Source organism: Lampropedia puyangensis, from assembly GCF_004833285.1.
In the GTDB taxonomy this organism is placed as follows: Bacteria; Pseudomonadota; Gammaproteobacteria; order Burkholderiales; family Burkholderiaceae_C; genus Lampropedia; species Lampropedia puyangensis.
The window spans coordinates 170,412-196,857 of record NZ_STFG01000002.1; the positions used below are offsets into that span (position 1 = coordinate 170,412).

A 26,446-nucleotide genomic window follows, 5' to 3' on the forward strand; every position below is an offset into this window, starting at 1 on the left:
TGAGCCCATACAGGCGCTGATGCCGCGCATTTGGCACCATTTTCTTAGCAACACAAGGAGCAACACCATGCCCGAAACCCTCATTAAAGTGGACTTGAATCAGCCCGCCACCAGCAATGAGCAAGTGCACAACCGCTGGCACCCAGACATTCCTATGGCGTGTTGGGTTAATCCTGGCGAGGACTTCATTCTCGAGACCTATGACTGGACCGCTGGCGCGATTGGCAACAACGAAAGCGCAGACGATATTCGCGACTTGGACCTCTCCATCGTGCATTACCTTTCCGGCCCAGTTGGCGTCAAAGGTGCAGAGCCTGGTGATTTACTGGTGGTGGATTTGCTTGATTTGGGCGCTAAAGAAGAAGCGCCGTGGGGTTTTAACGGTTTTTTCTCCAAAACCAACGGCGGCGGTTTCTTGACCGATGAGTTCCCCTCTGCACAGAAAGCGATTTGGGACTTTCACGGCATTTACACCAGCTCCCGTCATATTCCTGGTGTGCGCTTTGCAGGCCAGATTCACCCCGGTTTGATTGGTTGTCTGCCCTCTAAAGAATTGCTCGATACATGGAATAGCCGCGAGCAAGCGTTGATCGACACCAACCCTACGCGCGTACCTCCGCTGGCCAATCCTCCTAAAGCAGACACGGCGCACATGGGCAAACTGCAAGGTGAGGCGCGTGACAAAGCTGCGGCCGAAGGTGCGCGCACCGTGCCACCGCGTGAGCATGGTGGCAATTGCGACATCAAAGACTTGTCTCGTGGTTCGCGGATTTACTTCCCGGTGTATGTGGATGGCGCTGGCTTGTCAGTAGGGGACTTGCACTTTGCACAAGGCGATGGCGAGATCACTTTCTGTGGTGCCATTGAAATGGCAGCGGGCTGGGTACACATGAAGGTACAGCTGATCAAAGGTGGCGTAGAGAAATACGGCATCAAGAACCCCGTGTTCAAGCCTAGCCCTTTGACACCAAACTACAACGATTACCTGATTTTTGAAGGTATTTCAGTGGACCAGAGTGGCACGCAGCACTATCTGGATGCCAATATTGCCTACAAAAATGCTTGCTTGAACGCGATTGAGTACTTGAAGAAGTTTGGTTACTCTGGTGCGCAAGCTTATGCAATTTTGGGTTCAGCGCCTGTGCAGGGGCATTTGAGTGGGGTGGTGGATATTCCAAACTCGTGTGCCACGCTGTGGTTGCCAACTCAAATTTTTGAGTTTGACATTAACCTTAGCCCGAATGGTCCGGTGAAGTACCTGGATGGCAGTATTGATATGCCCATCTCGCCTGATCTGAAATAACGCGTCGATGCCCCAACGCTTTGTATACATGCATGCGATGCTTTGGGGTATGTCATGTGATAGAGGGTTCTACCCGAGCAGGATTTTTGCTATGCCTACCTACGAATACGTGTGTGATGACTGTGGCACTTTTGATGCCATGCGCTCTTTTGAGCAGCGCAATACGCAGGCCGTTTGCCCAGAATGCGGCAGTGGTGCATGCGAGCGCATTTTTGCGTCAGCGCCGCGGTTAGCTGCAATGGCTGGCAGCACGCGTAAGGCGCATGAGATCAATGAGAAAGCGCGGCACGAGCCGATTCGCTCCAAAGATTACCAAGCCTACAAGCACCCTGCGGGCTGCAGTTGTTGCAGCAGCAAGCCAGGCTTGCCAAAAGCCACACGTACTACAGCCGATGGTGCCAAGTATGCGCCTAGCAAACGGCCGTGGATGATCAGCCACTGATTGCAGCAATCAATAGGGCATGAAACGGCGTTGTTGGTGATCTTGGCGGCGATTGCGCCAGACATGGCGGAGGACAGCAGGAGTCGAACCTACCAGGGAGCGTCTGACGCCCCCTACCGGGTTTGAAGCCCGGGCGCACCACCGGGTGCGTATGTCTTCCATTGCGTAGCAAAAAGACCTGTTAGCGGGTGGCAAGCACTTGCTTTACTTTCTTGCTATTGAGGCGGCATTTTATAAGCAATTGCACTCGAACTGGGGTTCCTGCGATGCAGGCAGTACGAGATACATACTTTGAGGCGAGTTGAGGGCCTGTCTAGCAGTTGCGTAGTACGCGGGTTTAGCCTTGCCAGCCTTAACCTTCAGCGCATAAGGGATGGCTATATGAACAGCCCACGAATATATACAAATCCGTCAAAATAGCGCCCTCATTACCTCCCAATCAGGGAGGGCTTGCATGTTGGGCTCACAACGTCCACAGATCTTCTCATTGATCCGATATGGCAACACCTTTGACGCTGGGTTTGCGCGGTCTTCCGCAAGAAGAAGTCATTCTCATCAAGACGATTTTTCGCCTCTCAAGCCAATGGTTGTCACCTCAATGGTCAGTTGTCGATGATGGTCCTGTCGATGTGTGCATTGCCGATAGTAGCAGTTGGAATGACGATGTACAGCAAGAGTTGAGTGGAGTAGCACGCATCCCCACCCTGTATCTCAGTCGGGCGAGTAATCCGGAGATCGATGCCGTATTGATGCGGCCAATTCGCGCTGATGCATTGGTGCAATGGTTATTGGATACCGCTCGACAGCTGGAAACTGCGCGAAAGGCAGAAAAAACAACGCAGACTCGAGCTACCACAGCTGCGCATACACGAGTACCAGCACTAGAAATGCCTTCTCATGCAGAGGCGTACTTGGACCACGATTCGCGCTACTTATTGCGTCGTTGGCCGCCAGCACAAATCATTGGCAACGATCCTAAGCGCTTGCGCATCACATCACTGCTGTCTAAACAGGCGCTGCAAGTCAATGAGCTCTCTAGCTTGTCTGGCGCTAGCCTCGATGAGTGTGAAGAGTGGGTCTCCACGTTGTTGCATTCTGAATTATTGGATACCCGCGTAGGATCCAAAGTCGCTGTGATTTCTACTGAAATGCAATCCTCAGGTGTTCCTGCTCGCTATCCATCTGCGTCAGTGTTGCCAGCGGGGCAGCCCCCCAAGCGCGGCTTGGGTTTAATGCGTGCCATACGCAGGCGTTTGGGGATTTAAGTTGCAGTCGATGCGTTTCTTTTGTAATGACAATACCCCAATGGGGAATGGTTGGATGGAGAGATGACAGAATACAAATTACTTTTTACGGGGCCTATGGGGGCAGGCAAGACTACAGCGATTGGTGCTGTGAGTGAGGTTAAACCTGTACTGACAGATGTGCAAAACACAGACCAGTCCGTGGCGAAAGAACGCACAACTGTAGGGTTGGATTTTGGCCTTTTGACGCTCGAAAATGGTGACCGTATTCGCCTTTTTGGTACGCCTGGGCAGGTGCGTTTCGATTTTTTATGGAAAATCCTGTCGCAAAATGTGCTCGGAATTGTGATCTTGATAGACAACTCCAAACCAGCTCCGCTGGACGATTTGCGCGTGTATTTGGATGGCTTTGCCGCCCAACTCAAGCATGTGCCTTGCGTGATTGGTGTAGGTAGAACAGATGCGCATCCTGCGCCGAGCTTGGATGAGTTTTCTAATGTGTTGAATGAGCGTGGATTGGTCTTGCCTATATTGGGCGTGGATGTTCGTTTGCGCAGCGATGTGGTGCTATTGATCGATTGCCTTCTCGCGCAAATGGAGGCTTCTTTATTTATGGAGAACAAGCGATGAGTGCAGCAAGCATCCCTCTTCCTTCTGCCGTGGCCGCCCTGGCACAACAAGAGGCCCAGCGCCTGCTGGATGAGATTCTTGAAGTTCAGGCTGTAGTGGTTGCCTCTGTCGATGGTTTTGATGTGGCCTCGGCGATCCGTTCGAATATGGATGCAGGCCGCATTGCAGCAATGGCCAGCTCTATTGCTGCTATCAGCAGTGTTGTTTCGCATGAGGCGCAATTGGGGCGTAGCCGCAGCGTTACCATTGATACGGAGTCGGGTTTTGCCGTTGTGCGCAGTGTTTACCGCACGGATGTCGAGCTGATCATCAATGTGATTGCAAATGAAGGGGTGTTGATAGGTGAAGTTGCCTACCGTACCACGCAGTTTGCTCGTCAGCTTGCAGAAGCATGAGTGCCGCCTATTTGCTACGCCAAGCCTTGGATCAGCTGGCGCAGGATTTTCCAGATCTGAAAGGATGCGTGCTTGTTGAAATCAGCACAGGAATGGTGTGGCATGCAGCAGGGGGCAATGAAAATATTGCTGTTCTGTCTGAAGCTGCCAGCGATTATTGGCGTCTCTGCGGGCGTCTAGAGTTGCCTTTTGCAGAGCTGGGTGAACTTCAGGCTTGTGTGTTTCTGCACAAAAATGGCCGAATCACCATGATGCAATGTGGCCAAGATATGTTTCTTTTAACTTTGTCGATTCACCATGCCCCCGTCGATTGGGCTGCATGGCAAAAGCGCACACATGCGATCGCCAAAATGGTTAATGAATTGTAGGAGTTGTGTAAGATGCGACAAGAGCATTTGATGCTTAATCGTTCAAGTTCCTACTGATGAAGCCTGTTTTTTTAAGAAGCTCTATCAAAGCTTTTGTTTTTACCTAAGCCCTTCAAAAAGGATCTACAAGCTATGTCAACAATCAAACAAACACTGGACGAATTGATGGAAGTGGATGGCGCTATGTGTGCTGCTATTGTGGATTCCACGAGTGGCATGATGCTGGGGTCTGTGGGTACGGGGGTCGACTTGGAAGTTGCCGCTGCAGGCAATACTGAAGTTGTGCGCGCTAAGATGAAAACCATGCGTGCGTTGGGCTTGAATGATGTGATCGAAGACATTCTGATTACCCTAGGCAAGCACTACCACATCATTCGTCCTGCTTCACGCAAAGAGGGCGTTTTTATCTATTTCGTGCTGGATAAACAGCGCTCTAACTTAGCGATGGCTCGTCGTAAGGTGCAAGACGTGGACAAAGAGCTAGCATTCTGATCATCTAAAAGCTTTCTTTGATCTCTGACAAAAAGCAAACGTGTGCACAGACGCTGTTTGCTTTTTTTGTTGCCATTTTGAGCAGCTTTGTTTGCTTGAGCAAGAAGCTGGTCTGCAGGATGCAAGAGTCAACGATTTATTTAAATTGCCGCAAATCGGAATGTCTCTGTGCTGCTGGCAGTCAGAATGGCTAAAATTCCTATCCTTTAAGAACAGTGCTCGCAGCGCATGGGCCAAAAGCTTGTGAGACGAAGCACCATCCCACCATGTCCAGTGCTCCTTCTTCCCCGCAAGAAATATTCATCTTGGGTAAAACCAAGGAAGGCAAGACTTTTCGCCCTAGTGACTGGTCCGAGCGTCTTGCCGGGGTAATGAGCACCTTCCGTCCCCCTGGCATGATGCCAGGAAACCACATCGTGTATTCACCTTGGTGTGTGCCAACCGTTATTGATGGCACAAAGTGCGTCGTGGTCCATTCGGCACTACGTGACCATGAACCAATGGCTTGGGATTTTGTGATGAATTTCGCGCGGGATAACAATTTGGAAACTGTGGAAGCCTGCCTGTTGCCAGATGCGAAAACTTGATACAGCCAAATCCTTCAGAGAAGGGAATTGAGTTTTTGTCGCCATCTGCACTAGAATGATGGGTTTTTCCACACAACCTCTACATAGCAGGAGCCGTCATGGCCAATAAATTTTTCACTGAAGCTGACCGTAAAGCCTCTCCTCGTCCAGTAGCACCTAATGGCTACCACATTCCTCGTGACGGCGGCGGACAAGGCGTCAGCAAAGAACGTGGCGTGCATACACGCAGCAAGAAAAACCCAGGTAAGCGTGCTCACCAAGGTTAATCAAAAAGGGGCTTTTAGCCCCTTCATTTTTGCCTTCTTATTGCTGTTGGTCGGAGAGGATTCAGTATGCGCACGGTGTTGTTTGTAGGTGGTGGGAACATGGCTCGCGCCATCATTGGGGGCTTAATTCATCAGGGTAAGGCGCCATCAGATATCCGGGTGATTGAGCCGGATGCACAAACACGTGCTGCATTGACAGGCGATTTTTCTGTTCAAACGCAGGAAGAAGGCTCACCCTTAGCACATGGCGTGGATTTGGTTGTGTGGGCGGTCAAGCCTCAGGTTCTTAAAAGCGTTATGCATGGGTTGGCGGGCATGCTTGCAGATGCGCTGCATGTGAGCATCGCCGCAGGCGTGACTACTGCTTCTATTGGCCAGTGGCTTGGTAGCCAGCGTATTGTGCGGGCGATGCCCAATACGCCTGCATTGATTGGCAAAGGCATCACAGGGGTTTTTGCAGGTGATGCCGTGGAGGCCGGTGACCGTCAGGCTTCAGAAACTGTCCTACAAGCCGTTGGGCAAGTGCTATGGGTTGAGCGTGAGGCGCAGTTGGATGCCGTTACTGCACTTTCAGGTTCGGGGCCAGCGTATGTGTTTTACTTTTTAGAGGCTATGCAGCAGGCAGGCACGCAGCTTGGGTTGACTGCTGAGCAGGCATATCAATTGGCTGTAGCCACTTTTGAGGGAGCATCGGCCTTGGCAGCGCAATCAACAGAAGCTCCAGAGGTGCTCAGGCAGCGCGTAACCTCTAAAGGGGGTACCACCTTTGCGGCCACGACAGCACTGGATGCTTTGGATGTGAAGCCGCATTTTGTCGCAGCGATGCAGGCATGCCATGATCGTGCGGTTGAAATGGCTCAAGAGTTTGGCAAGTAAAAGGGGGGGCGAAAATTGAGGGGTACATTTATTTGATGTGTCCTTCAACGCTCCTCAATGCATCAGACGGTGCAGTTGTTGCTGTGCTGCTTATTCGGTCCACTCTTTGGTAATGGCTGCAACCAAGTCGATGAGCCGTTCATCAGTTCCCAAGGCTGGGGCGAGTGACCATTGAACATTTGGATATTGATGCGCCAGCTTGTCTTTTAAGTGCGGCAGGTCTTCTTTGGTGTGGGTTCCCATACCAATGAAGACGGGGTAGATAACAATTTTTCCTAGCTTGCTGTCTTGTTGCAACAGGATTGCTGCTGCATCTTCCAAGCTGGGTTCGCACAATTCCAAGTAGGCGCACTGTATTGCGAGGTCTGGCTTTTGCTTTTGCAAGGCTTGCTGCATTTTGTTCATCGGTTCACGCCAGTGCGGATCGCGTGATCCGTGGCCCAGCAGTAGTAAACCCGTTTTGCTGATAAGAGGCATGAGTTGTTTTCCTAAAGCCGACGGTGATTGCTGGCTGCGCAGCAAAGAATTGGTTGCATTACTGTGTTTATCTGTGTCGTCGTGTGTTGGCTAACAGAGGATGGATACAGGCCCTTCCAAGACAAGAGATGGCAACTACGTTCGACTAGGTAAATAACGAGAGATTGTCTTCGCTCTGCATTTGCAATACCAATGCTGCAATGATAATAAAGCAGTAAATGGCATAAAGAAAAAGGCCTAACGCGTGAACGTTAGGCCTTTGAATTCTTTGGTGGGTCGTACAAGATTCGAACTTGTGACAAACGGATTAAAAGTCCGCTGCTCTACCAACTGAGCTAACGACCCGCCTTCGTGATGCAGTTTGTTTGCTGCTTCATGCGAAAAACAAGATTGTAGCAGGCTTTTTTAGCTTGAATGGAAAAGTTTAAAAATTTCCTAAATTATTTAAAACCCATCCTGCAGCCACCATTCCAAACGTAGCGGTGACCGTAACAGTTGATCCATATCCTGCGCAGTTAAGGGTATTGTCCTCTTGGGTTGCGCAACTGCTGTTGGCTTGTTTGACAGATTCGCGACTGAATACGCAGGGCACCTGCATTTTTTTACCGTTGGATGGGAAATGGTAATGGCGTCGCAAGCGATAGCGCAGCTGTGCCAGTAGAGGGTCGTGTGTAAGCAGGCCTAAGTCTTGAACTTCAACTTGTTGTGCTTGGGTTTTCCCTCCAGCTGCGCCGACGGAGATAAAGATACGTTTGCTTTGTAGCATGGCCTGTGCAATAGCTGCTTTGGCTCTGACTTGATCGCACGCGTCAATAGTTGCATCAATGGCATTGGTTGCCAGTAGTGCTTGTACGTTGTTTTCGTCAACAAAGTCCTCCACAACATGAACCGTGCAGGAAGGGTTGATTTGAGCGATTCGGGCTTTCATGGCCTCCACCTTAGGCTGGCCGATGGTGTCTGTTAGGGCATGAATCTGGCGGTTGATGTTCGATTCGGCAACGTTGTCCAGATCAATCAGTGTGAGTTTTCCTACGCCACTGCGCGCTAGTGCTTCGGCCGCCCATGAGCCGACTCCTCCAATGCCCACTACAGCGACATGTGCTTGCGCAATGCGCATGGCCCCAGTGTTGCCGTATAGGCGCTGCAAACCGCCAAATCGGCGTTGGGGATCAAACAATTCACTCATTACAGTATGCCCAGTTGATTAAGGCGATTGGAATAGGTAAAAAAAACAGCACGGCCCATGCCGTGCTGATGATAGGGATGTCGAGAGGTGCAGGTAGTATGGCCCTGGCCATAAGGGCATTTGCTGCAAGGGCTAATCGGTTTTGGCCTGAAAGCATCCCCTGGCAATGGGCGCTACTTTGACTATTAGCGCAGGCGTGCCAAACGCTCGCGTGCGTCGGTGGCTGCGGAAGAGTCTGGGTAGACTGAGATGAGGTTTTGCAGTGTTTGTCGTGCGCCAGTCACGTTTTTCAGCTCAATTTGGGAGTTGGCCACACCCAATGCAGCATCTGGCGCGCGTTCGTGCTGAGGCGCTTGCTTTAGCAGTGCGTTGAATGTGTTGATAGCCTGCTGATATTCCCTTGTGGCATAGAGGGAGTTGCCCAGCCAAAATTGCGCGGAGGGGATGTAGCCACTGTTGGGGTGCTGATCAATAAACGTTTTGAATGCATTGCGCGCTGCTTCGTATTGACCATTGCGCAATTGTTCAAGCGCGGCGTCAAAGGCCTGCTGCTCTGCGGGCTGTGCTTGGAAATTCGAGCCGTCAACTTGAACTGGCTGTGGTTCAAACGATTTCAGGCGAGTTTCTGTGCGTTGCAGGTTTTGGGTGAGTTCTTCATTCTGCCCGCGCAGCGTTGCCACTTCGTTGCGAAGGGCGCTGATCTGCCCTTGCAGCTCCAGAAGGCTGGAGCGCATTTGCTGAATCTCTGAAGCTGTATTTTGATCTACCAGCTGCAATTGATCGACTCGGCTGCGCAGCTCCAGAATGGCGCGTCGGGCATCGCCATCTTCAAACAGAGCATGGGCCGCGCTGGGCAGCATCATGGTACTGACCATGGCCAGAGCAGCAAAGCGCTGGATGGTGGCGGAGACAGGAGGCAGCACGAGTCGTTTCATAGGAGATTACTTGTTATAGCGGATTTCTACGCGGCGGTTTTGGGAGAAAGCTTCTTCGCTGAAACCAGTGGCTTTAGGCTTTTCTTTGCCGTAGCTGATGGCTTCGAGCTGAGAAGCTGGCACGCCCAGCAAATCCAGAGTTTGGCGGACAGCTTCAGCACGGCGTTGGCCCAGTGCTAAGTTGTATTCACGGCCGCCGCGCTCGTCGGTATGGCCTTCCAGTGTAACGGTGATGTTGCGGTTGGCGCGCATGAAGTCTGCGTGCTTTTGCAATGTGGCTTGGTACTCTGGCTTGACGCTGTAGCTATCGAAGTCAAAGTAGATGGTGTGTGCCACGTTCACTGGGCCTTCGCCTTCGATAGGCGAGATGGACAGGTCGACGCCGGAGATGCTGCTCTGGCCTTGGCCGCTGGCATCATAGGCTGCGGTACCTGTGCCTGAATTGGCTTGGTCATCCAGCTTGGTTTTTGAGCTGCAGCCAGCCAGCGCAACGGCTGCGGCAAGCACAGAATAGGAAAGAGATTGTTTGAGACTCAACATGTTTAACTCCAAATGTGCGTTGGTTGCGCACGGACTTTTTTCTGACAACGTTACTAACACAATATCAACTACCAACCGCCAGCGGCATGGCTTTGTGCTGACTTATCGCAGCAACGGGCCCCATGCCGGCTCACGGATTTCGCCCCCTTGGGCTGCCAAGCGCACTTTGACGCGACCATCGACAGTAGTGGTCATGAGCGCACTTGTCCCCCCTAAACGTGTTGCATACAGTAACTGTTGACTGTTGGGAGCGAAACTTGGACTTTCATCAGCGGAGGTGTCGGTCAGCGGCGTGACGTTGCCACTGGCCAGCTCCATGACATGCAGGCGATAGCCGCCGGTGCGTGAGATGTAGGCCAAGTAGGCCCCATCTGGGCTGATGGAGGGAGAGATGTTGTAGTTCCCTGCAAAAGTTACGCGTTGTGCGGCTCCACCATTGGCGCCAACACGGTAAATCTGCGGTGAACCACCTCGGTCACTCACAAAATAGATAAATTGCCCATCGGAGGAGTAGTCGGGCTCCGTGTCGATTCCTGAGCTTTGCATGATGCGGGTGGCTTCACCGCCACCGGCACCAATGGTGTAGAGCTGTGAGCCACCATCGCGGGTTAGGGTGACAGCCAAACGTCTGCCGTCAGGCGACCATGTGGGCGCGCTATTGGAGCCCCGGAAATTGGCCAGCAAACGTCGTTGTCCGCTGGCTACATCGTGCACGTAGACCACTGGCTTGCGAGATTCAAAGGACACGTAGGCCAGTTGTTTGCCATCAGGTGACCAGGCGGGCGAGATGATCGGTTCTGAGCTGGTCAGTGCGGCTTGGGCGTTTTCGCCATCAGAATCAGCGACCCAGAGTGAGTAGCGTGCCGCTTTGGCGACGTAGGCAATGCGGGTTGAGAAAATGCCAGGCTGCCCCATCACTTTTTCATAAATGAAGTCGGCAATGCGGTGGGCGGCCAAACGCAGGTCCGCGGCCGGCACCAAATAGCTTTGGCCACCAAAATCTTCACCACGTGCGACGTCCCACAAGCGAAAACGAATGTCAAAACGGCCGTCTCCTTGGCGTGTGACGCTGCCTGCACTAAGCCAACTCGCGGTACGTTGACGCCAAGCATTCATGTCTGGGCGGGCCAATTCATCCAGCGCAACACCGGAGGTGTCGATATTGCGAAAAAACCCACTGCGCTCTAGGTCGGCACGCACAATGGCGGAGATTTTTTGTGGTGATTGGTCTTCCCCGCGGAAAGTGGCAATTGCAATGGGGTACTGGAAGTCGCGCCCACCGATATCAATACGGGGGCTTTGCGCAAAAAGCTGTGGTGCAGCGCCTGCGGCCAAAAGCGCGGTGACTGCGCTGCGGCGAGTTGTCATGGCTGTGATGCCGCCCATATTGAGTTGATTCCACAGATAGCCGTGTTTTTTCATGCCTTTTCCCACTCTTGTTGACTGCAACATAGGCCGATGCCCATGTATGGCGGAAATGTCTAAACAGTACAACCTTTCAATGCGGTATGAACGACCACATTGATCCCGCTTTATTGAACGGATCAGATTGTGCCCCAAAGGATGCAGAGGAAAGTAAACCCTTGCTGCACACCAAGAATATTTTTCATTTGCTGTGCATTACTGTGACTTTTTTTCTAACTGATTCCGAATGCTTTTGCTTTTTTTGATCGAAATTACAGGCAATAACATTGAAAGGTCTCACTGAAAGTGAGTGAGAGCGTTTTGAGGCATGGCAGTTCCGTGGGCACCGTAAAATCATGCCGCATGACCCAAGCGACTCCACCAATCCCCTCTTCAACGTCTCAGCCTGATGAGCCCTCCAAGTCTGCAGCATCAGGTTCTTTGGTGGCGCGTTTGAAGCGGCTTATTCCCTATTTCGGTACACACCGGTGGGCTTGGCTCTTGATGTTGTTGGCCTCGATGGTGATTGGTAGCACAGAGGTGATGATGGCCACCGCCATTCGCTACATCGTCGATGATGGTTTTACCAATCAGACCATGCCGCTGTGGATGATCCCTGCTGCGTTGATTGGTATTTTTGTCGTGCGTGGTATGGCGCAATTTGTTAATCAATATTCATTGGCGCGGATTTCCAATCATGGCATGTACTTGATTCGCACCATGTTGTTTGAGCGGTTGATGCGGGCTGATATCCGTGTTTATCAAAACAATTCGGCCAGCAAGTTGGCCAATACCGTGGTGTATGAGACCCAGAACGGCTCACTCAACTTGGTGCAAGCGGCACTGATTCTTTCGCGAGATGGCTTCAGTCTGGTCGCATTGATTGTGTTTTTGCTCTACTTGAACTGGCAATTGACCTTGCTGGTGTTTTTGATGGTGCCGGTGATTGCTTATGTCATGCGGGTGCTTTCTAAACGGCTCTACAACGTCACCAAACTCAGCCAGAACGCTACCGATGAGCTCGCTTATGTGGTGGAAGAGAATTCACTGGCTAACCGCATGGTGCGTTTGCACGCGGCACAAAACCAGCAGGTCGATCGTTTCAATGGGTTGAGCCGACGACTGGAAGGGTTGGCCATCCGCAGCACAATTGCCTCGGCCGCCATGACGCCAATCACTCAGGTGTTGGCAGCTGGTGCCATTTCAGTCATCGTGTGCCTGGCCATGTGGCAAAGCCGTACGCAAGATCCGCTGACGGTGGGGGCTTTTATGCAATTTGCGCTGGCGATGTTGGGCCTGGTCTCCCCCATGCGCCGCCTGACAGATGTGGCCAATCCTTTGACGCGCGGTGTGGCTGCGCTGGAGCGTGGGTTAACGTTGCTCGACTCTTTAGGTGAAGAAAAGGGGGGCAGTTTCCACCTTGCTCGGGCGCGCGGTGAGATTCAACTGCAGGACGTCACCGTGCAGTTTGAAGGCCAGGCCGTGCCTGCGTTGAGCGGCCTTAGTCTCAAGATACAAGCTGGACAGACGGTGGCTTTGGTGGGGCCTTCGGGTGCCGGTAAGACGACATTGGTGAATCTGCTGCCGCGTTTTCTCGAATCCAGTTCCGGGCAAGTTCTTTTGGACGGACAGGCTATCGAACAATGGGATATCCAAAGCTTGCGCAACCAGTTTGCAATGGTCAGTCAGGATGTCGTCATGCTCAATGTCAGTTTGGCAGAGAACGTGGCGTTAGGCACTTCGCCCGATGCTGCGCGTGTTCAGTCCTGCTTGGAGGCCGCTAACCTTGGCGATTTGGTGGCCAGTTTGCCCAATGGCATCCATACCGTCGTAGGGCATAACGCCTCTCAGCTCTCTGGTGGACAGCGCCAGCGTTTGGCGATTGCAAGGGCTTTGTATAAAGATGCGCCGATTCTGATCCTTGATGAGGCGACCTCTGCGTTGGACACCCAATCCGAGCGGTTGGTGCAAGAGGCATTGCAGCGTTTGATGCATGGCCGCACGACTTTGGTGATTGCACACCGTTTGAGCACCATCGAACATGCTGACAGCGTGTTGGTGATGGAGCGGGGCCATATCGTGGAGCAGGGAACACATGCCAGTTTGCTGGCTGCAGATGGTTTGTATGCCCGTTTGCACCATGCCGCGCCAGAGTCAGCTCCCAAACCCGCTGAAGAGTGAGGTTGGGGCTGCAAAGCAAGGGTATTTGTTGCACTGGTTATGCGATTTCTCTGGCCCTGCAGGCATAGAGCAGAACATGTTGCTCAATTGCTGCGTGCTTCGGAAATGAAGCGCGATAATACCGGCGCTCATTTTTGCTCTTTGATGGATACGCCCTATGACAATCACCGCAGACCAACTTGTACTTCAACTCCAGGCCTTGATTGGTGCAGACCATGCCCGTGCACAGGGGGATTTGTCCGCATGGGAAGAAGACTGGCGCCAATTGGCCAAAGGCAAAGCGCTGGCTGTGGTAAGTCCTGCCAATACGGCTGAGGTCGCGGCAGTGGTGCAGGCCTGCGTGGCAGCTAAAGAGTCTGGCCTGAATGTTTCTATTGTTCCTCAAGGGGGCAACACAGGGTTGGTTTTGGGGGGGACGCCAGATGATTCGGGCCTGCAAGTGGTGCTTAGCCTCAAGCGCATGCAAGCGGTACGTGCGTTGGATAAGCAAAATCTCTCTATCACGGTGGATGCAGGATGTATTTTGCAAAACCTGCAAACCATTGCAGCGGCCGAGGGATTGCTGTTTCCTCTGAGTCTGGCGGCAGAGGGCAGTTGCGTGATAGGCGGCAATTTGGCAACCAACGCTGGCGGCACGCAGGTGGTGCGTTATGGCAATACGCGTGACTTGTGCTTGGGCCTGGAGGTGGTGACCGCCAAGGGCGAGATATGGAATGGCCTGTCTGGCTTGCGCAAGAACAACACTGGATACGACCTACGCCATTTGATGATTGGCAGCGAGGGGACGCTTGGCATCATCACCGCAGCGACCATGAAGTTGTATCCGCAGCCCGCGGCAACGACGTGTGCGTGGTTGGCGGTGGATACGCTTGATCATGCTGTGGAGTTGCTCAGTTTGGCGCAAAAGCACTTGGCATCGGGGTTGACGGGTTTTGAGACGATGGAGCAAGACGCACTCAAATTGGTAGAGAAACACATGCCACATATGCGCATGCCGATTGATGTGACTGTTGGTAATGCCTTTGTGTTGCTCGAGTACTCTGACGATGAGAGCGAAGACCGTGCCCGTGTGCGTTTGGAGATCTTGCTGGAGGCGGCTTTCGAGGCAGGCTTGTTGACCGATGGTGCTGTGGCGCAAAACCTCGATCAAGCGCAAAAAATGTGGGATATTCGTGAGCACATCACGTTGGCGCAGGCTGCTGAGGGTTTGCACCTCAAGCACGATATTTCAGTGCCATCGTCGAGCATTCCGGCTTTTGTGCGTCAGGCCAAGGAAGCACTGGCCAAGGCCTTACCTGGCGCGCGGGTGATCAATTTTGGTCATCTGGGTGATGGCAACCTGCATTTCAACGTGCAAGCTCCAGAAGGAGAGAATCCACGGGCATTTGTTGACACCTGCCAGCAAACTGCAGAGCACGCCATTTACGATGTGGTCGCCTCTTTTGGTGGCTCATTCTCTGCTGAGCACGGTGTTGGGCGTCTCAAACGCCACGATTTAGCGCACTATAAAGAGCCGGTTGCCCTGGGCATGATGCGCGCCATCAAGGCCGCATTGGATCCTCTGAACTTGCTGAATCCACACGCCTTGCTGCCTGATGCGTGAGCCTTTGCCTCGCGCTGCGTTCCTACCCAGAAAACCCTTCTTCGTTTGAAGTCGCCCCATTGCGCCAAGTTGGTGCAATGGGGGCTTGTCTTGCCCTTTTTTGGGGTGTTTTTTTGCCTGCATCATTTCTCGCAGGTATAAAAACTTGGCGCGCTTTTTGTATACAGATTGGCTCTGGCCTGAGTGCATTGTCTGCATCAGGTGCATGTTTGCAGTGCATATATTGGTTGCACGTTCGAGCATGGTGGTTTAACGAATCGAGGAGCGCAGGTGAAAGTCATCATCATTGGAGCGGGTATGGGCGGTTTGAGTGCGGGGCTTGCACTCAAACGGTTGGGGCATGAGGTAACCGTCTATGAAAAGGTGACGGAGATCAAACCCGTTGGGGCGGCTATTTCGCTTTGGTCCAATGGCGTCAAGTGTTTGAATTATTTGGGTTTGCATGCGCAAGTGGCAGCCCTGGGTGGGCAAATGGATTCGATGGCCTATGTCGATGGCCTCAGCGGTAAAACGATGACCGAATTCAGCTTGCAGCCGTTGGTGGAATCGGTCGGTCAACGGCCGTATCCCGTCTCGCGTGCAGCTTTGCAGCAGATGCTGCTAGAGCAATTTGGTGCTGGTGCTGTTCACTTGGGGATGGCCCTGACTGATGTGACCGATGACGGGCACCAGGTGACCGCGCATTTTGCCGATGGCCACAGCGACACCGCAGATGTATTGATTGGAGCCGATGGAACCCACTCTACAGTGCGCGGCTATATCTTGGGGCAGCAGCCCGAGCGGCGTTATGCAGGCTATGTCAATTGGAATGGTTTGGTAGACATTGCCCAAGACATTGCCCCAGCGCAGCAGTGGACCACTTTTGTAGGGCAGGGCAAGCGCGTGTCTGTCATGCCAATCGCTGGTGGGCGTTTTTATTTCTTTTTTGATGTGCCTTTGCCTAAGGGGCTCGCCAATGTGCGCAGCGAATACCAACGGTTGCTGCGCTCCTATTTTGAAGGGTGGGCCACGCCTGTACAGACCTTGATTGACCGGATTGATCCAGAAACGACGAACCGTGTGGAGATCCATGACATTGAGCCGTTCATGACCTGGACCAAGGGACGTGTGGCTTTATTGGGTGATGCAGGGCACAGCACGACACCTGACATTGGTCAAGGCGGCTGCCAAGCCATGGAAGATGCCATTGTGCTGGCCACTGCGTTGCAAACCAATACTTTGGGGGTGGAGGATGCGTTGGTGCGTTACCAGAACCGGCGCAACCAACGCACGGCTGATTTGGTGTTGCGGGCACGCAAGCGCTGCGATGTCACCCATGCCAAGGACGCGGCCGTGACTCAGGCTTGGTACGACGGGTTGTGGACCGAGGATGGCAGCAACATCATCCGCGGGATTGTGGCCAATATTGAAGGCAATCCTTTGGATGCTTGATGGTGCGCTATACGCATGGATGCTGCCATCTGATTAAAAGACGATTTCAGGAGCCACGGTACGTGGAATACGCCCAAGGGCTGACCAGCAATGGCACATGGTAATGCTGTGTGGGGTCAGCCACGCCAAAGTCTAGGAGCACCACATTGAGAAATGGTGGGTCGTTTTGTGGTGTACTTTGCGCCTTGAAGTAAGCCGCCACTTCAAACGCCAGTCGGTACGTACCCGCCTGTAATGCGCCATCGCTAAACAGTGGCGTGTTGGTTCGCCCATCGTTATTGAGTACATGCTTGCTCAGGCAAGTGGCTTCTTGGCCATGGATGGCATACAGCGAGACGGTCATGCCTGCTGCAGGTTTGCCGTTTGCGGTGTCAAGTACGTGTGTGCTCAGCCCCATTGAGGTCTTCTCCAATCTTCAATCAAGTGGTCGTATTGATGGTCACGGTGGAGCAGTAATCGTGCCACAAGGCAGCCATTTCGCGTGGTTTGACGGTTAGGCACGGCAATTGCATGTCTACAAAATATAGTTTGAATGTATACAATTTTGCGTCCATCATCATGATGAATGCCGAATAAGTGCCGTGCAGTTGAAGGAAGGATTGTTCTATGAGCCGCAGCTATGACAGCACCGCTGTCTACCCTCGTGACATGGTTGGCTATGGGGCCACGCCCGTGCACGCCCAGTGGCCTAGTCAGGCGCGTGTGGCAGTGCAGTTTGTCCTCAATTATGAAGAGGGCGGTGAGAACCATGTTTTGCATGGCGATCAAGGAAGTGAGCAGTTCCTCTCCGAGATGTTCAACCCCGAATCGTACCCCGCTCGCCATCTGAGCATGGAAGGGGTGTATGAATATGGTTCGCGTGTCGGGGTATGGCGGATTTTGAAAGAGTTTGAAAAGCGTGGCTGGCCGCTGACAGTGTTTGGCGTAGGCATGGCCTTGCAGCGGCACCCAGAACTGACGCAGGCTTTCGTGGCGCTAGGCCATGAAATAGCCTGCCACGGTTGGCGCTGGATTCACTACCAAAAAATGGATGAAGATACCGAGCGTACGCACTTCAGGTTGGGCATGCAAGCGATTGAGCAGCTTACTGGGCAACGCCCTCAAGGTTGGTACACCGGGCGTGATAGTCCCAACACCCGCCGCATTCTGGTGGACGATGGCGGGCTGGAGTACGACAGTGATTATTACGGCGATGACCTGCCATTTTGGATGCGCGTGGCGCGTACTGATGGGCAGGTGGTGCCGCACTTGGTGGTGCCCTACACGCTCGATACCAACGATATGCGGTTTTGCCTGCCGCAAGGTTTTTCCCAAGCAGAGGACTTTTATGTGTATCTGCGTGACAGTTTTGATGTTTTGTACGCTGAAGGGGCCGAGACTCCACGCATGATGAGTGTGGGTATGCACTGTCGCTTATTGGGGCGACCGGGCCGGATAGTGGCGTTGCAACGTTTTATGGACCATATCGCCAAGCATGACCGTGTTTGGGTGTGCCGTCGTATCGACATTGCTCGCCATTGGAAGCAAGTGCATCCGTATCAATCTGAGACTGCGTGAGAGGCTGACCATGACCGATTCTTCTGGGGTAGAGCGAGCAACACTGCTAGGCTTAAACACAGCCAGCACAGTCGATGCAATTGGCATGCTCGATGGCATTTACGAGCATTCGCCTTGGGTCGGGGCGCAAGCCTTGGCTGTGCGGCCATTTCGCTCTCTGGCGCAGCTTCAGTTGGCGATGGTTGATGTGGTGCAGCGCAGTGGTGTTGAGGCACAGCTGGCCTTGATTCGCGCCCATCCTGAATTGGCCGGTAAGGCCATGGTGGATCAAAGCCTGACGGCCGAATCAACCCATGAGCAAAGTAAAGCAGGATTGACCCATTGCACGCCAGCTGAGTTTGCTCTGATTCAACAGCTCAATACCGCCTACGCGCAAAAATTTGGCTTTCCCTTTGTGCTGGCAGTGCGTGGCCCGCGCGGCACAGGATTGAGCAAGCGCACCATCATTGAGACGCTGCAGCGCAGGTTGCGCCACCCTGTTGATTACGAGCGCGCTGAAGCGCTGCGCAATATCCACCGCATTGCGCAGCTTCGCCTGAACGACAAATTTGGAGTGCAGCCTACCCTAGGCAATGCCTGTTGGGATGGTTTGGAGGCGCTTGCCAAATGGACCGATGCGGGTTATGAAGGCACTGGCCAATTGACCGTGACGTACTTGACCGATGCGCATCGTGCCTGCGCACAACATATTGCGCAATCCATGCGAGAAGGCGGTTTCGATGAGGTTCACATCGATGCTGTGGGGAATGTCGTGGGACGCTACCTTAGTGATGTGGAGGGGGCCAAAACCTTGTTGACAGGCTCGCACTACGACACCGTGCGCAACGGTGGAAAATACGATGGCCGATTGGGCATTTATGTGCCGCTGACATGGGTGGCGCAATTGGCCCAAGCGGGCAAGCGCTTGCCCTACCATTTGGAAGTTGTGGCCTTTTCCGAAGAAGAGGGGCAGCGCTACAAAGCTACTTTTATCGGCTCCAGCGCATTGGTCGGGGCCTTTCAGCCAGCGTGGCTGGATTTGGAGGATGCCGATGGCATTTCTCTCAAAGCGGCGATGCAGCACGCGGGCCTGGACCCCGCAGCTATTGCGACGTTGCGACGTGACCCGGCTCAATACTTGGGCTATGTGGAGGTGCATATTGAACAAGGGCCGGTGCTTTATGAGCGCAATCTACCTTTAGGTGTGGTGACCTCCATTAACGGCAGCGCCCGGTTTGCAGGCGCTATGCAGGGGCTGGCCAGCCATGCGGGCACGACACCCATGGGGCAGCGCCATGATGCAGCGGTGGCTGTGGCCGAGTTGTTGCTTTTCATCGAAAAGCGCGCTGCGCAAGACGGTGATTCCGTGGGCACAGTAGGCGTGCTGGAAGTGCCCAATGGCTCGCTGAATGTTGTTCCAGGGCAATGCCTCTTCACCATTGATTTACGTGCCCCGAATGATGCGCAGCGTGATGCGCTAGTGGCCGATGTCTTGGCAGAGCTGGCGCGTATTGCCGCAGCCCGTGGGGTTACGTATACGTTGGAAGAAACCATGCGGGCGGCTGCAGCGCCAAGTGCTGCGCCTTGGCAAGCTGCCTGGGCGCGAGCAGTCAGCCAACTGGGATTGCCGGTACACGCGATGCCCAGTGGTGCAGGCCACGATGCCATGATGCTGCACACGGCCATGCCGCAAGCGATGCTGTTCGTGCGTGGAGAGAATGGGGGTATTAGCCATAACCCCTTGGAAAGCACGACCAGTGATGACATGCAGCTGGCTATTGAAGCCTTTGATGCATTGCTGCGCGAAGTAGCCAATTCTTCATTCACAGCAGCATAGCCCTGTAGTTGTTGCCGGGAAGCTCGGTGCAACACAAGGGTTTGCCCAGCACACTTATCTCTGAATACGACCATGACAACCTCAACCATTTACCAGCAGTTGGATGCATGGGTGGACGCCCATTTCGATGCGCAAGTCGCCTTTTTGCAGCAACTCATTCAAGTGCCCACGGATACGCCGCCGGGCAACAATGCGCCCCACGCCGAGCGTACCGCTGAGTTGCTCGCGCAAATGGGCCTGCACGCAGACCAGTACGCGGTGCCTGCCAGTGATGTACAGGCCCAAGGCATGCAATCAATTACCAATTTGATTGTGCGCCGTGTCTACGGCACAGCGGGCGCTGATGGGCAGGCACATCCCGTGTTGGCTTTGAATGCCCATGGTGACGTTGTGCCCCCCGGAGATGGCTGGAGCCATGAGCCCTATGGCGGTGATGTGGTTGAGGGGAAAATCTATGGGCGCGCATCGGCTGTAAGCAAAAGCGATTTTTCAACTTTCACTTTCGCGCTTCGCGCTTTGGAGGCTGTAGCTAAGCCTGTGCAAGGGCAACTCGAATTGCATTTCACCTACGACGAGGAGTTTGGTGGGGAGTTAGGCCCAGGTTGGCTGCTGGCGCAAGGCCTGACTAAGCCCGATATGATGGTGGCTGCAGGATTCTCTTACGAGGTGGTGACCGCACACAATGGTTGCTTGCAAATGGAGGTGACCGTGCATGGCAAGATGGCCCATGCAGCCATTCCCGCCAGTGGTGTAGATGCGCTGCAGGCGGCTGTGAAAATTCTCAATGCGTTGTATGCGCAAAACGACCAATACCAGTGCATCACCTCCAATGTACCGGGCATCAGCCATCCTTATCTCAATGTAGGCAGGATTGAGGGCGGAACCAACACCAATGTGGTGCCAGGTAAAGTCAGCTTCAAGCTTGATCGGCGCATGATCCCGGAGGAGGATCCACAGCATGTCGAGGCAGAAATTCGTAGGGTGATTGAGCAAGCCGCCATTTCAAGCCCAGGCGTGCATGTTGAGATCAAGCGTTTATTGTTGGCAAAATCCATGCAGCCACTAGCGGCGAATGCTCCACTGGTGACAGCGATTCAAACGCACGGAAAATTCATCTTCGGCCAGGACATTCCAGCCAAAGGAACGCCGCTTTACACCGATGTGCGCTTGTATGCGCAGCGCGGCATTCCAGGTGTAATTTATGGGGCAGGCCCACGCACGGTCTTGGAGTCAAACGCCAAGCGTGCCGATGAGCATCTGTTGCTGGACGATTTACGAGGTGCGACCAAAGTCATGGCGCGGAGTCTCTACGACTGGCTGTGTCAGTCGCTGTGAGTACAGTTCTCTAGGCACAAAGCAAACGAGCGTAATAAGGAGGTGGCCGCACCGTACTAGCCCGATCGCGATGGTTTGTGTTGTATGGGTGCCTTGTCCCCGGCACATCCATGTCTGAGAAGGTTTGCAGTTATTTTGACTGCTTCCTTCTCTTATTCTCAAATCTTGCGGCGTACACGTGAGGCAGTCAGGCCCAATGCGCTAGCCAGCATCAGTAAGGCCCACGTATTGGTAGTTGGAACTGGTGTTGCAATGACTGTGGGTTTTTGCGTGATAACTGTGGTGTCATCTGAAACGCTATCAACAGGGATACCGGCTATGGGGTTCGCACTGGCCGTTGCCTTGTTATAGACATGTCCTGCTGCCAGGTCTTTTTGCTGGATGACATAGGTTGCTGTAGCCGTAGCTTGACTGCCAACAGGCAGGGTGCCCGGTATGGCCTGATTTGGCCATGCAATATCTAAGCTTGACAGGCCCTCCAGTGGGTCAGAGATTGTTACGCCGTATAAGTGTGTATCACCGCTGTTGGCCACAGTCACGCTATAGACAATCTGATCACCTACATCGGCAAGAATGGAGGAATTGTTCGTGTCGGAAACGTGTGCTGATTTAACAATAGACAGTTTTGGATGAGCGGCCTGAACGGGTGTTTCGGTGGCGTTGGACAAAGAAGTTACACGACGATTTTTTACCTTGGTGACTGCTGATGCGGTTGCTTGATTAATGATTTTTCCAGATTGACTTGCCACATCGTCGCTGTTGATTGTGTATACCGCTGTTGCTGTTACAGATTGGCCTGGTGTTAGGCTTATCGGGAGTTGTGAATTCCAACTGATGGCCACTTGGGCACTTTGCAGCATGGCGTCCTCGATTTGCACATCATTCAAATCGGCTCGACCTGAATTGGTCACGGTGAAGGTGTATGTGATTTCATCGCCCACGTCACCCACTATGCCGGAGCTATTCGTATCCGAGGGGGCTGAAGCTTGTTTCAGGACCGTTAATGCAGCCAAGGTGTTTTTCATCGTGCATTCAGCTTGAGTTCCTGGTGCTGGATCGATGGTGATTGTTTGGCCATTTTGCGTCGTGCGGGTGCAGTTAAGCTCAGTGTCATAAACAGCAGGCGATGCTGCGGAATTGTCGATGTCTTCTTCGATGTTGAAGCTGGCGCCTTGCGGCACAACGGTGGCGACACCTGATTGCAATTGACCTGTGGCTCCGTTGGCGAGTGAGGTGGCAATCGAAACCAGTGGTGTCGGCACTCCTCCTGCTGGTTGTTGTGGTACTGCAGTAATGGTTGCGGTATCCCCTTCGTTGGCCCCATCCCATCGTTTAGTCAATTTGAGAGTGGATTGCGTAGTGTTAGTGTTGACCATTATGCAAACGATAGGGTCTGTATTCACACTGACGCTGCCGATTTCCACATCGAAAACTCCCGGCTTCACCTCGGTTGTGGTAGTGTCTCCGGTACAACTGAATGCTTGGCTATACGTAGTGCTTCCAATGTTTTTCAGCGTTTCACTGATGCGTATTTTGTCTCCTGCAAATACGGTAAAAGGCGTACTGTCTTGGATGAGTTGGTCTGTAGAGCCATCGGCCGTAGCTGTTAGTTGATCAATCTGGATCGTTTCATTATCGCGGGTTGCAGACAATTCAGCGACGTGACCACTAATGGCACCATTCCATTGTTTTGCCATCGCCAATGTTGTGGATGGGCAAGCGAAATCCGAAAAAGCCATATAAGCATTATCGAAATTCAGATTGTTGGTGATATAGGCTTGGTAAGTTATTTGGTGGCCAGGCATCACAGCGACTGAGCCCCCAAATGGTTTCCATACTTGAATGCGCGGAGGAACGTTTACCCCATTCGCATCGGTTGGTGATATATAGCCGGTATCTATTTTTACAAGTTCCTTGGGGTTGCCATTGCTGTCTTGCACTGAATTATCCAAGATTCGGATATAGCCAAATCCTCGAGTTGATTGGCTGTCACGAACTGAGAAATATCCACTGAAATTGACGAGACGCTCGGTCAGATCAGTCGCTCCGCAAGTCGGAACAGTAAATGTTTGAGAAATCGTATTGCTACCACCACTGATGTCGAGGTAGTGCTGCACAGCCCCTGCGGGTTGTTCTTCTGCATCTAACGCAGGGCCGTTATTCCCATAGCTTTCCCCCCCATTAACAGCAACGACATTCGATTGGCCCCCTGTGCCGATAACCCATGGTGCAATAGAGGCTCCTATGTTGTTCCCCATAGCATTCGGCGGATTATTTTCAAATCCATTATTCACAATCAGATTTGCAGACCAAGCAAGACCTGAATAGGCAGTTAGTGCAGCCATGATGCTGGTTACAGCACCTTTTTTTATCCACTTTGTTTGCGTGTAGAGAGCGATCATTGCAGTGTTTTATAGGTGGGAAATTTCGCAAGGACCCGCAATTTATCAACTATTTTGCGTTGCAACACAACGCACAGCAAAGTTAACAATTCATGGCGCTTTCGTACCCATGAAGGTGCTCAATTAGGGCGCTCGTTGAACGCATATGCAATCACGATTGCACTATGATGCGTTAACTGTTGGGCCTCGACTACTACAGGGGTGAGATAGGGGGACAGTGTATATCTGCACATTTTCAGAACTGTCCCAAATACGCTGAGCATAAAAAAAACGGCCCATGCATTCACTTCATGGGCCGTTAGAGATGTGGACGGCGACTCTTACGCGGTCACCGTTTTACGGTAGGTCGAAAGCCTACAGCCATCTTTATTTTTCTCGTCCAGATGGCTGACGTGTCGGCGTGAGATTCGACTTGTCTGCGCAGACAAGCGCGCATTATAGCAAGCGCTTCAATACTACGGTGAGGGGCTGCGTTTAAAAGCGCAGCGTTTGAACGCCTTCAGGGCTGCCTAATAAGCATACGCTGGCTTTGTGGTGCGCAAAAATGCCTACCGTGACAACACCTGGCCAGACGCTGACATCATCTTCCATCGCTTGTGGGGTGGTGATACGCAGGCCGCGTACATCGATGATGTGCATGCCATTGTCGGTGACCAGTGGTTGACCTTCTTTGTTTAGGCGTACTGTGGCTTGGCCACCCAATGCATGAAAGCGCCGAACGACCGTGGTGCTGGCCATAGGCACAACTTCAACGGGCAATGGAAACTGGCCTAGTACGTCAACCAATTTGCTGGCATCGGCAATGCAGAGAAACTGCTTGGCCAGATCTGCGACAATTTTTTCGCGTGTCAGCGCTGCCCCGCCGCCTTTGATCATGTAGCCTTGGTGGTCGATTTCATCGGCCCCATCAATGTACCAGTCCAGGGATTGAACGGCACTGCTGTCCAATACTGGAATACCTGCTTGAAGCAGCAAGCGGGTAGTGGCTTCAGAGCTGGAGACTGCGCCTTGAAGTGGAATGCCTGCCTGCGATAGCGCCTCAATGAATTTGTTGACGGTTGAGCCTGTTCCAACCCCTAAAACACTATGGGGCTGGACATAAGCTAAGGCCGCTTGGCCAACGAGGGTTTTGAGGGTGTCTTGATCCATGGTTTGTGTACAAATGCGTGCAAGAGGCGGCGTATTGGCTTGTCACTCAATGAGAGAAGGCAAGCTTTGTGGCCAATTAGTGCGGGCGTGCCGCAATTATCACCATTGCGCATTATCTCTTCCTTTACACTTGCACTTCATGGACTTGTACCCTTTGTTTCGGCCTTTCCTTTTTGCACTTGATGCAGAGGTGGCCCATGATTTCACGCTCGACTGGTTGAAAAAAACCCAGTCGCATTCCGTATTGCGACGTTTGTATGCGCAAAAATCCGTGGCTGACCCAGTCACGATTGCTGGGTTGACGTTCCCTAATCGGGTAGGGTTGGCTGCAGGGCTGGACAAAAATGCCCGCTGCATTGATGCTTGGGCCGCAATGGGGTTTGGCTTCGTGGAAGTGGGAACGGTGACGCCTGTTGGGCAAAGCGGAAACTCCAAACCGCGCATGTTTCGTATACGAGAAGCGGGCGCAGTGATTAACCGCATGGGCTTTAACAACAAGGGGCTCGATACGTTCTTGAAGAACGTGCAGAAGTCGCGCGTTCGCGGTGATGTGAACCATCCCCAGCATGGTTTACGTCTGGGCCTCAACATTGGCAAGAATGCAGCTACGCCGATTGAGCGTGCAGCCGATGACTATGTGGCATGCCTGCGTGCTGTGTATCCACATGCCGATTACGTCACTATCAATATCAGCTCCCCTAACACCAAGAATTTGCGCGATCTGCAATCCAATGCTTCTTTGGATGCTTTGCTGCAAACACTGGTGGATTGCCGCGAAGAGTTGAAGAAAGAGCATCCACACAAACCGATGTTCTTGAAAATTGCGCCGGACCTGGATGCAGAGCAGGTGGGCTTGATTGCACAGTTGTTGCAACGCCATCAGGTCGATGGTGTAGTAGCCACTAACACCACTATCAACCATGCTGCTGTCGAGGCGTTTGAGCATGGCGCAGAGGTTGGGGGCGTCAGCGGAGCACCTGTACGCCAAGCCAGCACAGAAGTGATTCGGCAGTTGCGGGCTGCCTTAGGCCCTGATTTCCCGATCATTGGGGTAGGCGGCATCATGGATGCTGAAGATGCGCTAGAAAAAGTTCAGGCAGGAGCTGATTTGGTGCAAATTTTTACCGGTTTGCTTTATCGTGGACCTGTCTTGGTACCGCAAGTAGCCCAAGCGCTTCAGGCACATTCTGTGTCGGTGCAGAATAGCTAAGAACGTTCTGAGTTAAGGAATAGACATTTTCCAATTAAAAAAGGACTGGTGTTTCCAGTCCTTTTTGTGTTTACAGCGTTTGCGTTGACTGAACGCCAGTCAACGCATGGGATGCTCATGGTGCGCTAGCTGCTGGTTGAGCGCCGCCTTCGTTTGCACCTTGGCTTGCGGGGTCGACCGTGCCTGCATTGCCATCGGGTTCGGTGACGAATCCGATTTTGGATAAACCTGTTTCGTTGGCCAGTGCCATTGCACGGGCAATGCGGTCGTAACGCACGTTTTTGTCACCACTGATGTGCAGTGCTGGCTCTTTGTCAGGTGTTGGTGCGCCATCAACAGCTTGCTTCAAAGCATCACGCAACTCATCATCACTGACTGCGGTGGTATCCAGGTAGAACTGACCATCTTGGTCAATACTCAGGCTGATGGTTTCTGGCTTTGAATCTTCTGGCGCAGTGGTCGCCTGCGGCAGCTCGACGTTCATCGCTTGTTTGATGACCGGAACCGTGATGATGAAAATGATCAGCAGCACCAACATGATGTCGATCAACGGCACCATATTGATTTCACCCATCACATCGTCAGAGTCCTGCTCAAGGTTGGAAAATGCCATGGCT

Annotated in this window: 26 protein-coding genes and 2 tRNA genes; 17 read left to right on the plus strand and 11 right to left on the minus strand. The window is 52.8% G+C overall.

Annotated features, from left to right (window positions below):
- The first annotated feature begins 67 nt into the window (after nt 1–67).
- Both fmdA and E9531_RS03665 read left to right on the plus strand, forming a co-directional pair.
- Entirely contained in the window at nt 68–1,303 is a 1,236-nt protein-coding gene (gene fmdA, locus E9531_RS03660; RefSeq protein WP_136572392.1) for a formamidase, read from the plus strand.
- A gap of 91 nt (nt 1,304–1,394) precedes the next feature.
- On the plus strand, nt 1,395–1,745 hold the full coding sequence (locus E9531_RS03665) for an FmdB family zinc ribbon protein (protein ID WP_136572393.1): 351 nt from the start codon (nt 1,395–1,397) through the stop codon (nt 1,743–1,745).
- Nucleotides 1,746–1,809: 64 nt separating this feature from the next.
- On the opposite strand, the gene E9531_RS03670 is transcribed toward E9531_RS03665, so the two are convergent.
- Nucleotides 1,810–1,905: transfer RNA gene (locus E9531_RS03670), tRNA-Sec, on the minus strand.
- A gap of 337 nt (nt 1,906–2,242) precedes the next feature.
- Between E9531_RS03670 and E9531_RS03675 the strand changes: the two genes are divergently transcribed.
- From E9531_RS03675 to proC, 8 genes are all read left to right on the plus strand, one after another.
- Nucleotides 2,243–3,010: a hypothetical protein gene (locus tag E9531_RS03675; RefSeq protein WP_136572394.1), complete on the plus strand. Its 768-nt coding sequence runs from the start codon at nt 2,243–2,245 to the stop codon at nt 3,008–3,010.
- 63 nt (nt 3,011–3,073) lie between these two features.
- On the plus strand, nt 3,074–3,619 hold the full coding sequence (locus E9531_RS03680; protein WP_136572395.1) for a GTP-binding protein: 546 nt from the start codon (nt 3,074–3,076) through the stop codon (nt 3,617–3,619).
- A complete protein-coding gene (locus tag E9531_RS03685) occupies nt 3,616–4,014 on the plus strand; it encodes a roadblock/LC7 domain-containing protein (RefSeq protein ID WP_136572396.1) in 399 nt (132 codons plus the stop codon). Before E9531_RS03680 ends, E9531_RS03685 begins: the two co-directional genes overlap by 4 nt.
- On the plus strand, nt 4,011–4,382 hold the full coding sequence (locus E9531_RS03690) for a hypothetical protein (protein ID WP_136572397.1): 372 nt from the start codon (nt 4,011–4,013) through the stop codon (nt 4,380–4,382). Before E9531_RS03685 ends, E9531_RS03690 begins: the two co-directional genes overlap by 4 nt.
- Nucleotides 4,383–4,514: 132 nt before the next feature.
- Nucleotides 4,515–4,874 carry a hypothetical protein gene (locus E9531_RS03695; RefSeq protein WP_136572398.1) on the plus strand — a complete coding sequence of 120 codons (360 nt, stop codon included), beginning with the start codon at nt 4,515–4,517 and terminating at the stop codon, nt 4,872–4,874.
- Nucleotides 4,875–5,140: 266 nt separating this feature from the next.
- Complete coding sequence (locus E9531_RS03700) at nt 5,141–5,461, plus strand: DUF3579 domain-containing protein (protein WP_136572399.1); 321 nt, start codon at nt 5,141–5,143, stop codon at nt 5,459–5,461.
- A 98-nt stretch (nt 5,462–5,559) separates the two neighbouring features.
- Nucleotides 5,560–5,727, plus strand: a complete 168-nt coding sequence (locus E9531_RS17610) for a hypothetical protein (RefSeq protein WP_170181412.1) — start codon at nt 5,560–5,562, stop codon at nt 5,725–5,727.
- A gap of 66 nt (nt 5,728–5,793) precedes the next feature.
- A complete protein-coding gene (gene proC, locus E9531_RS03705; protein ID WP_136572400.1) occupies nt 5,794–6,603 on the plus strand; it encodes a pyrroline-5-carboxylate reductase in 810 nt (269 codons plus the stop codon).
- 90 nt (nt 6,604–6,693) lie between these two features.
- Here the strand turns inward: proC and E9531_RS03710 are convergent, their stop codons facing one another.
- From E9531_RS03710 to tolB, 6 genes are all read right to left on the minus strand, one after another.
- Nucleotides 6,694–7,080 carry a sirohydrochlorin chelatase gene (locus tag E9531_RS03710; protein WP_136572401.1) on the minus strand — a complete coding sequence of 129 codons (387 nt, stop codon included), beginning with the start codon at nt 7,078–7,080 and terminating at the stop codon, nt 6,694–6,696.
- 269 nt (nt 7,081–7,349) lie between these two features.
- Nucleotides 7,350–7,425: transfer RNA gene (locus tag E9531_RS03715), tRNA-Lys, on the minus strand.
- A 79-nt stretch (nt 7,426–7,504) separates the two neighbouring features.
- Complete coding sequence (locus tag E9531_RS03720; protein ID WP_136572402.1) at nt 7,505–8,266, minus strand: tRNA threonylcarbamoyladenosine dehydratase; 762 nt, start codon at nt 8,264–8,266, stop codon at nt 7,505–7,507.
- Between the two features lie 185 nt (nt 8,267–8,451).
- Complete coding sequence (gene ybgF / locus E9531_RS03725; protein WP_136572403.1) at nt 8,452–9,201, minus strand: tol-pal system protein YbgF; 750 nt, start codon at nt 9,199–9,201, stop codon at nt 8,452–8,454.
- A 6-nt stretch (nt 9,202–9,207) separates the two neighbouring features.
- Entirely contained in the window at nt 9,208–9,741 is a 534-nt protein-coding gene (gene pal, locus E9531_RS03730; RefSeq protein ID WP_136572404.1) for a peptidoglycan-associated lipoprotein Pal, read from the minus strand.
- A 102-nt stretch (nt 9,742–9,843) separates the two neighbouring features.
- Nucleotides 9,844–11,109, minus strand: a complete 1,266-nt coding sequence (gene tolB, locus E9531_RS03735) for a Tol-Pal system beta propeller repeat protein TolB (RefSeq protein ID WP_244609973.1) — start codon at nt 11,107–11,109, stop codon at nt 9,844–9,846.
- A 399-nt stretch (nt 11,110–11,508) separates the two neighbouring features.
- Between tolB and msbA the strand changes: the two genes are divergently transcribed.
- The 3 genes from msbA to hpxO all read left to right on the plus strand — a co-directional run bounded on the left by msbA (nt 11,509) and on the right by hpxO (nt 16,360).
- Nucleotides 11,509–13,326, plus strand: a complete 1,818-nt coding sequence (gene msbA / locus E9531_RS03740) for a lipid A export permease/ATP-binding protein MsbA (RefSeq protein WP_136572405.1) — start codon at nt 11,509–11,511, stop codon at nt 13,324–13,326.
- A 157-nt stretch (nt 13,327–13,483) separates the two neighbouring features.
- Nucleotides 13,484–14,929: an FAD-binding oxidoreductase gene (locus tag E9531_RS03745; protein WP_211343362.1), complete on the plus strand. Its 1,446-nt coding sequence runs from the start codon at nt 13,484–13,486 to the stop codon at nt 14,927–14,929.
- A gap of 270 nt (nt 14,930–15,199) precedes the next feature.
- Nucleotides 15,200–16,360 (plus strand): FAD-dependent urate hydroxylase HpxO, encoded by a 1,161-nt coding sequence (gene hpxO / locus E9531_RS03750; RefSeq protein ID WP_136572406.1) that lies wholly within the window; start codon nt 15,200–15,202, stop codon nt 16,358–16,360.
- A gap of 46 nt (nt 16,361–16,406) precedes the next feature.
- Here the strand turns inward: hpxO and uraH are convergent, their stop codons facing one another.
- On the minus strand, nt 16,407–16,757 hold the full coding sequence (gene uraH, locus E9531_RS03755; RefSeq protein ID WP_136572407.1) for a hydroxyisourate hydrolase: 351 nt from the start codon (nt 16,755–16,757) through the stop codon (nt 16,407–16,409).
- A gap of 209 nt (nt 16,758–16,966) precedes the next feature.
- Between uraH and puuE the strand changes: the two genes are divergently transcribed.
- The 3 genes from puuE (at nt 16,967) to E9531_RS03770 (ending at nt 21,068) form a co-directional block, all read left to right on the plus strand.
- Nucleotides 16,967–17,917: an allantoinase PuuE gene (gene puuE, locus E9531_RS03760; protein ID WP_136572408.1), complete on the plus strand. Its 951-nt coding sequence runs from the start codon at nt 16,967–16,969 to the stop codon at nt 17,915–17,917.
- Between the two features lie 10 nt (nt 17,918–17,927).
- Entirely contained in the window at nt 17,928–19,733 is a 1,806-nt protein-coding gene (uraD, locus tag E9531_RS03765) for a 2-oxo-4-hydroxy-4-carboxy-5-ureidoimidazoline decarboxylase (RefSeq protein ID WP_136572409.1), read from the plus strand.
- A 72-nt stretch (nt 19,734–19,805) separates the two neighbouring features.
- Nucleotides 19,806–21,068, plus strand: coding sequence for a M20 family metallopeptidase (locus tag E9531_RS03770; RefSeq protein WP_136572410.1), 1,263 nt, complete (start codon nt 19,806–19,808; stop codon nt 21,066–21,068).
- A gap of 158 nt (nt 21,069–21,226) precedes the next feature.
- Here E9531_RS03770 and E9531_RS03775 read toward each other — a convergent pair whose 3' ends face one another.
- A complete protein-coding gene (locus E9531_RS03775; RefSeq protein WP_136572411.1) occupies nt 21,227–23,470 on the minus strand; it encodes a DUF7507 domain-containing protein in 2,244 nt (747 codons plus the stop codon).
- Nucleotides 23,471–23,944: 474 nt separating this feature from the next.
- Nucleotides 23,945–24,619 (minus strand): ribose-5-phosphate isomerase RpiA, encoded by a 675-nt coding sequence (rpiA, locus tag E9531_RS03780; RefSeq protein ID WP_136572412.1) that lies wholly within the window; start codon nt 24,617–24,619, stop codon nt 23,945–23,947.
- A gap of 139 nt (nt 24,620–24,758) precedes the next feature.
- Here rpiA and E9531_RS03785 point away from each other — a divergent pair, with 139 nt between their 5' ends.
- Complete coding sequence (locus E9531_RS03785; RefSeq protein ID WP_136572413.1) at nt 24,759–25,829, plus strand: quinone-dependent dihydroorotate dehydrogenase; 1,071 nt, start codon at nt 24,759–24,761, stop codon at nt 25,827–25,829.
- 115 nt (nt 25,830–25,944) lie between these two features.
- On the opposite strand, the gene E9531_RS03790 is transcribed toward E9531_RS03785, so the two are convergent.
- Nucleotides 25,945–26,442, minus strand: a complete 498-nt coding sequence (locus E9531_RS03790) for an ExbD/TolR family protein (protein ID WP_136572414.1) — start codon at nt 26,440–26,442, stop codon at nt 25,945–25,947.
- Between the last annotated feature and the right edge of the window lie 4 nt (nt 26,443–26,446).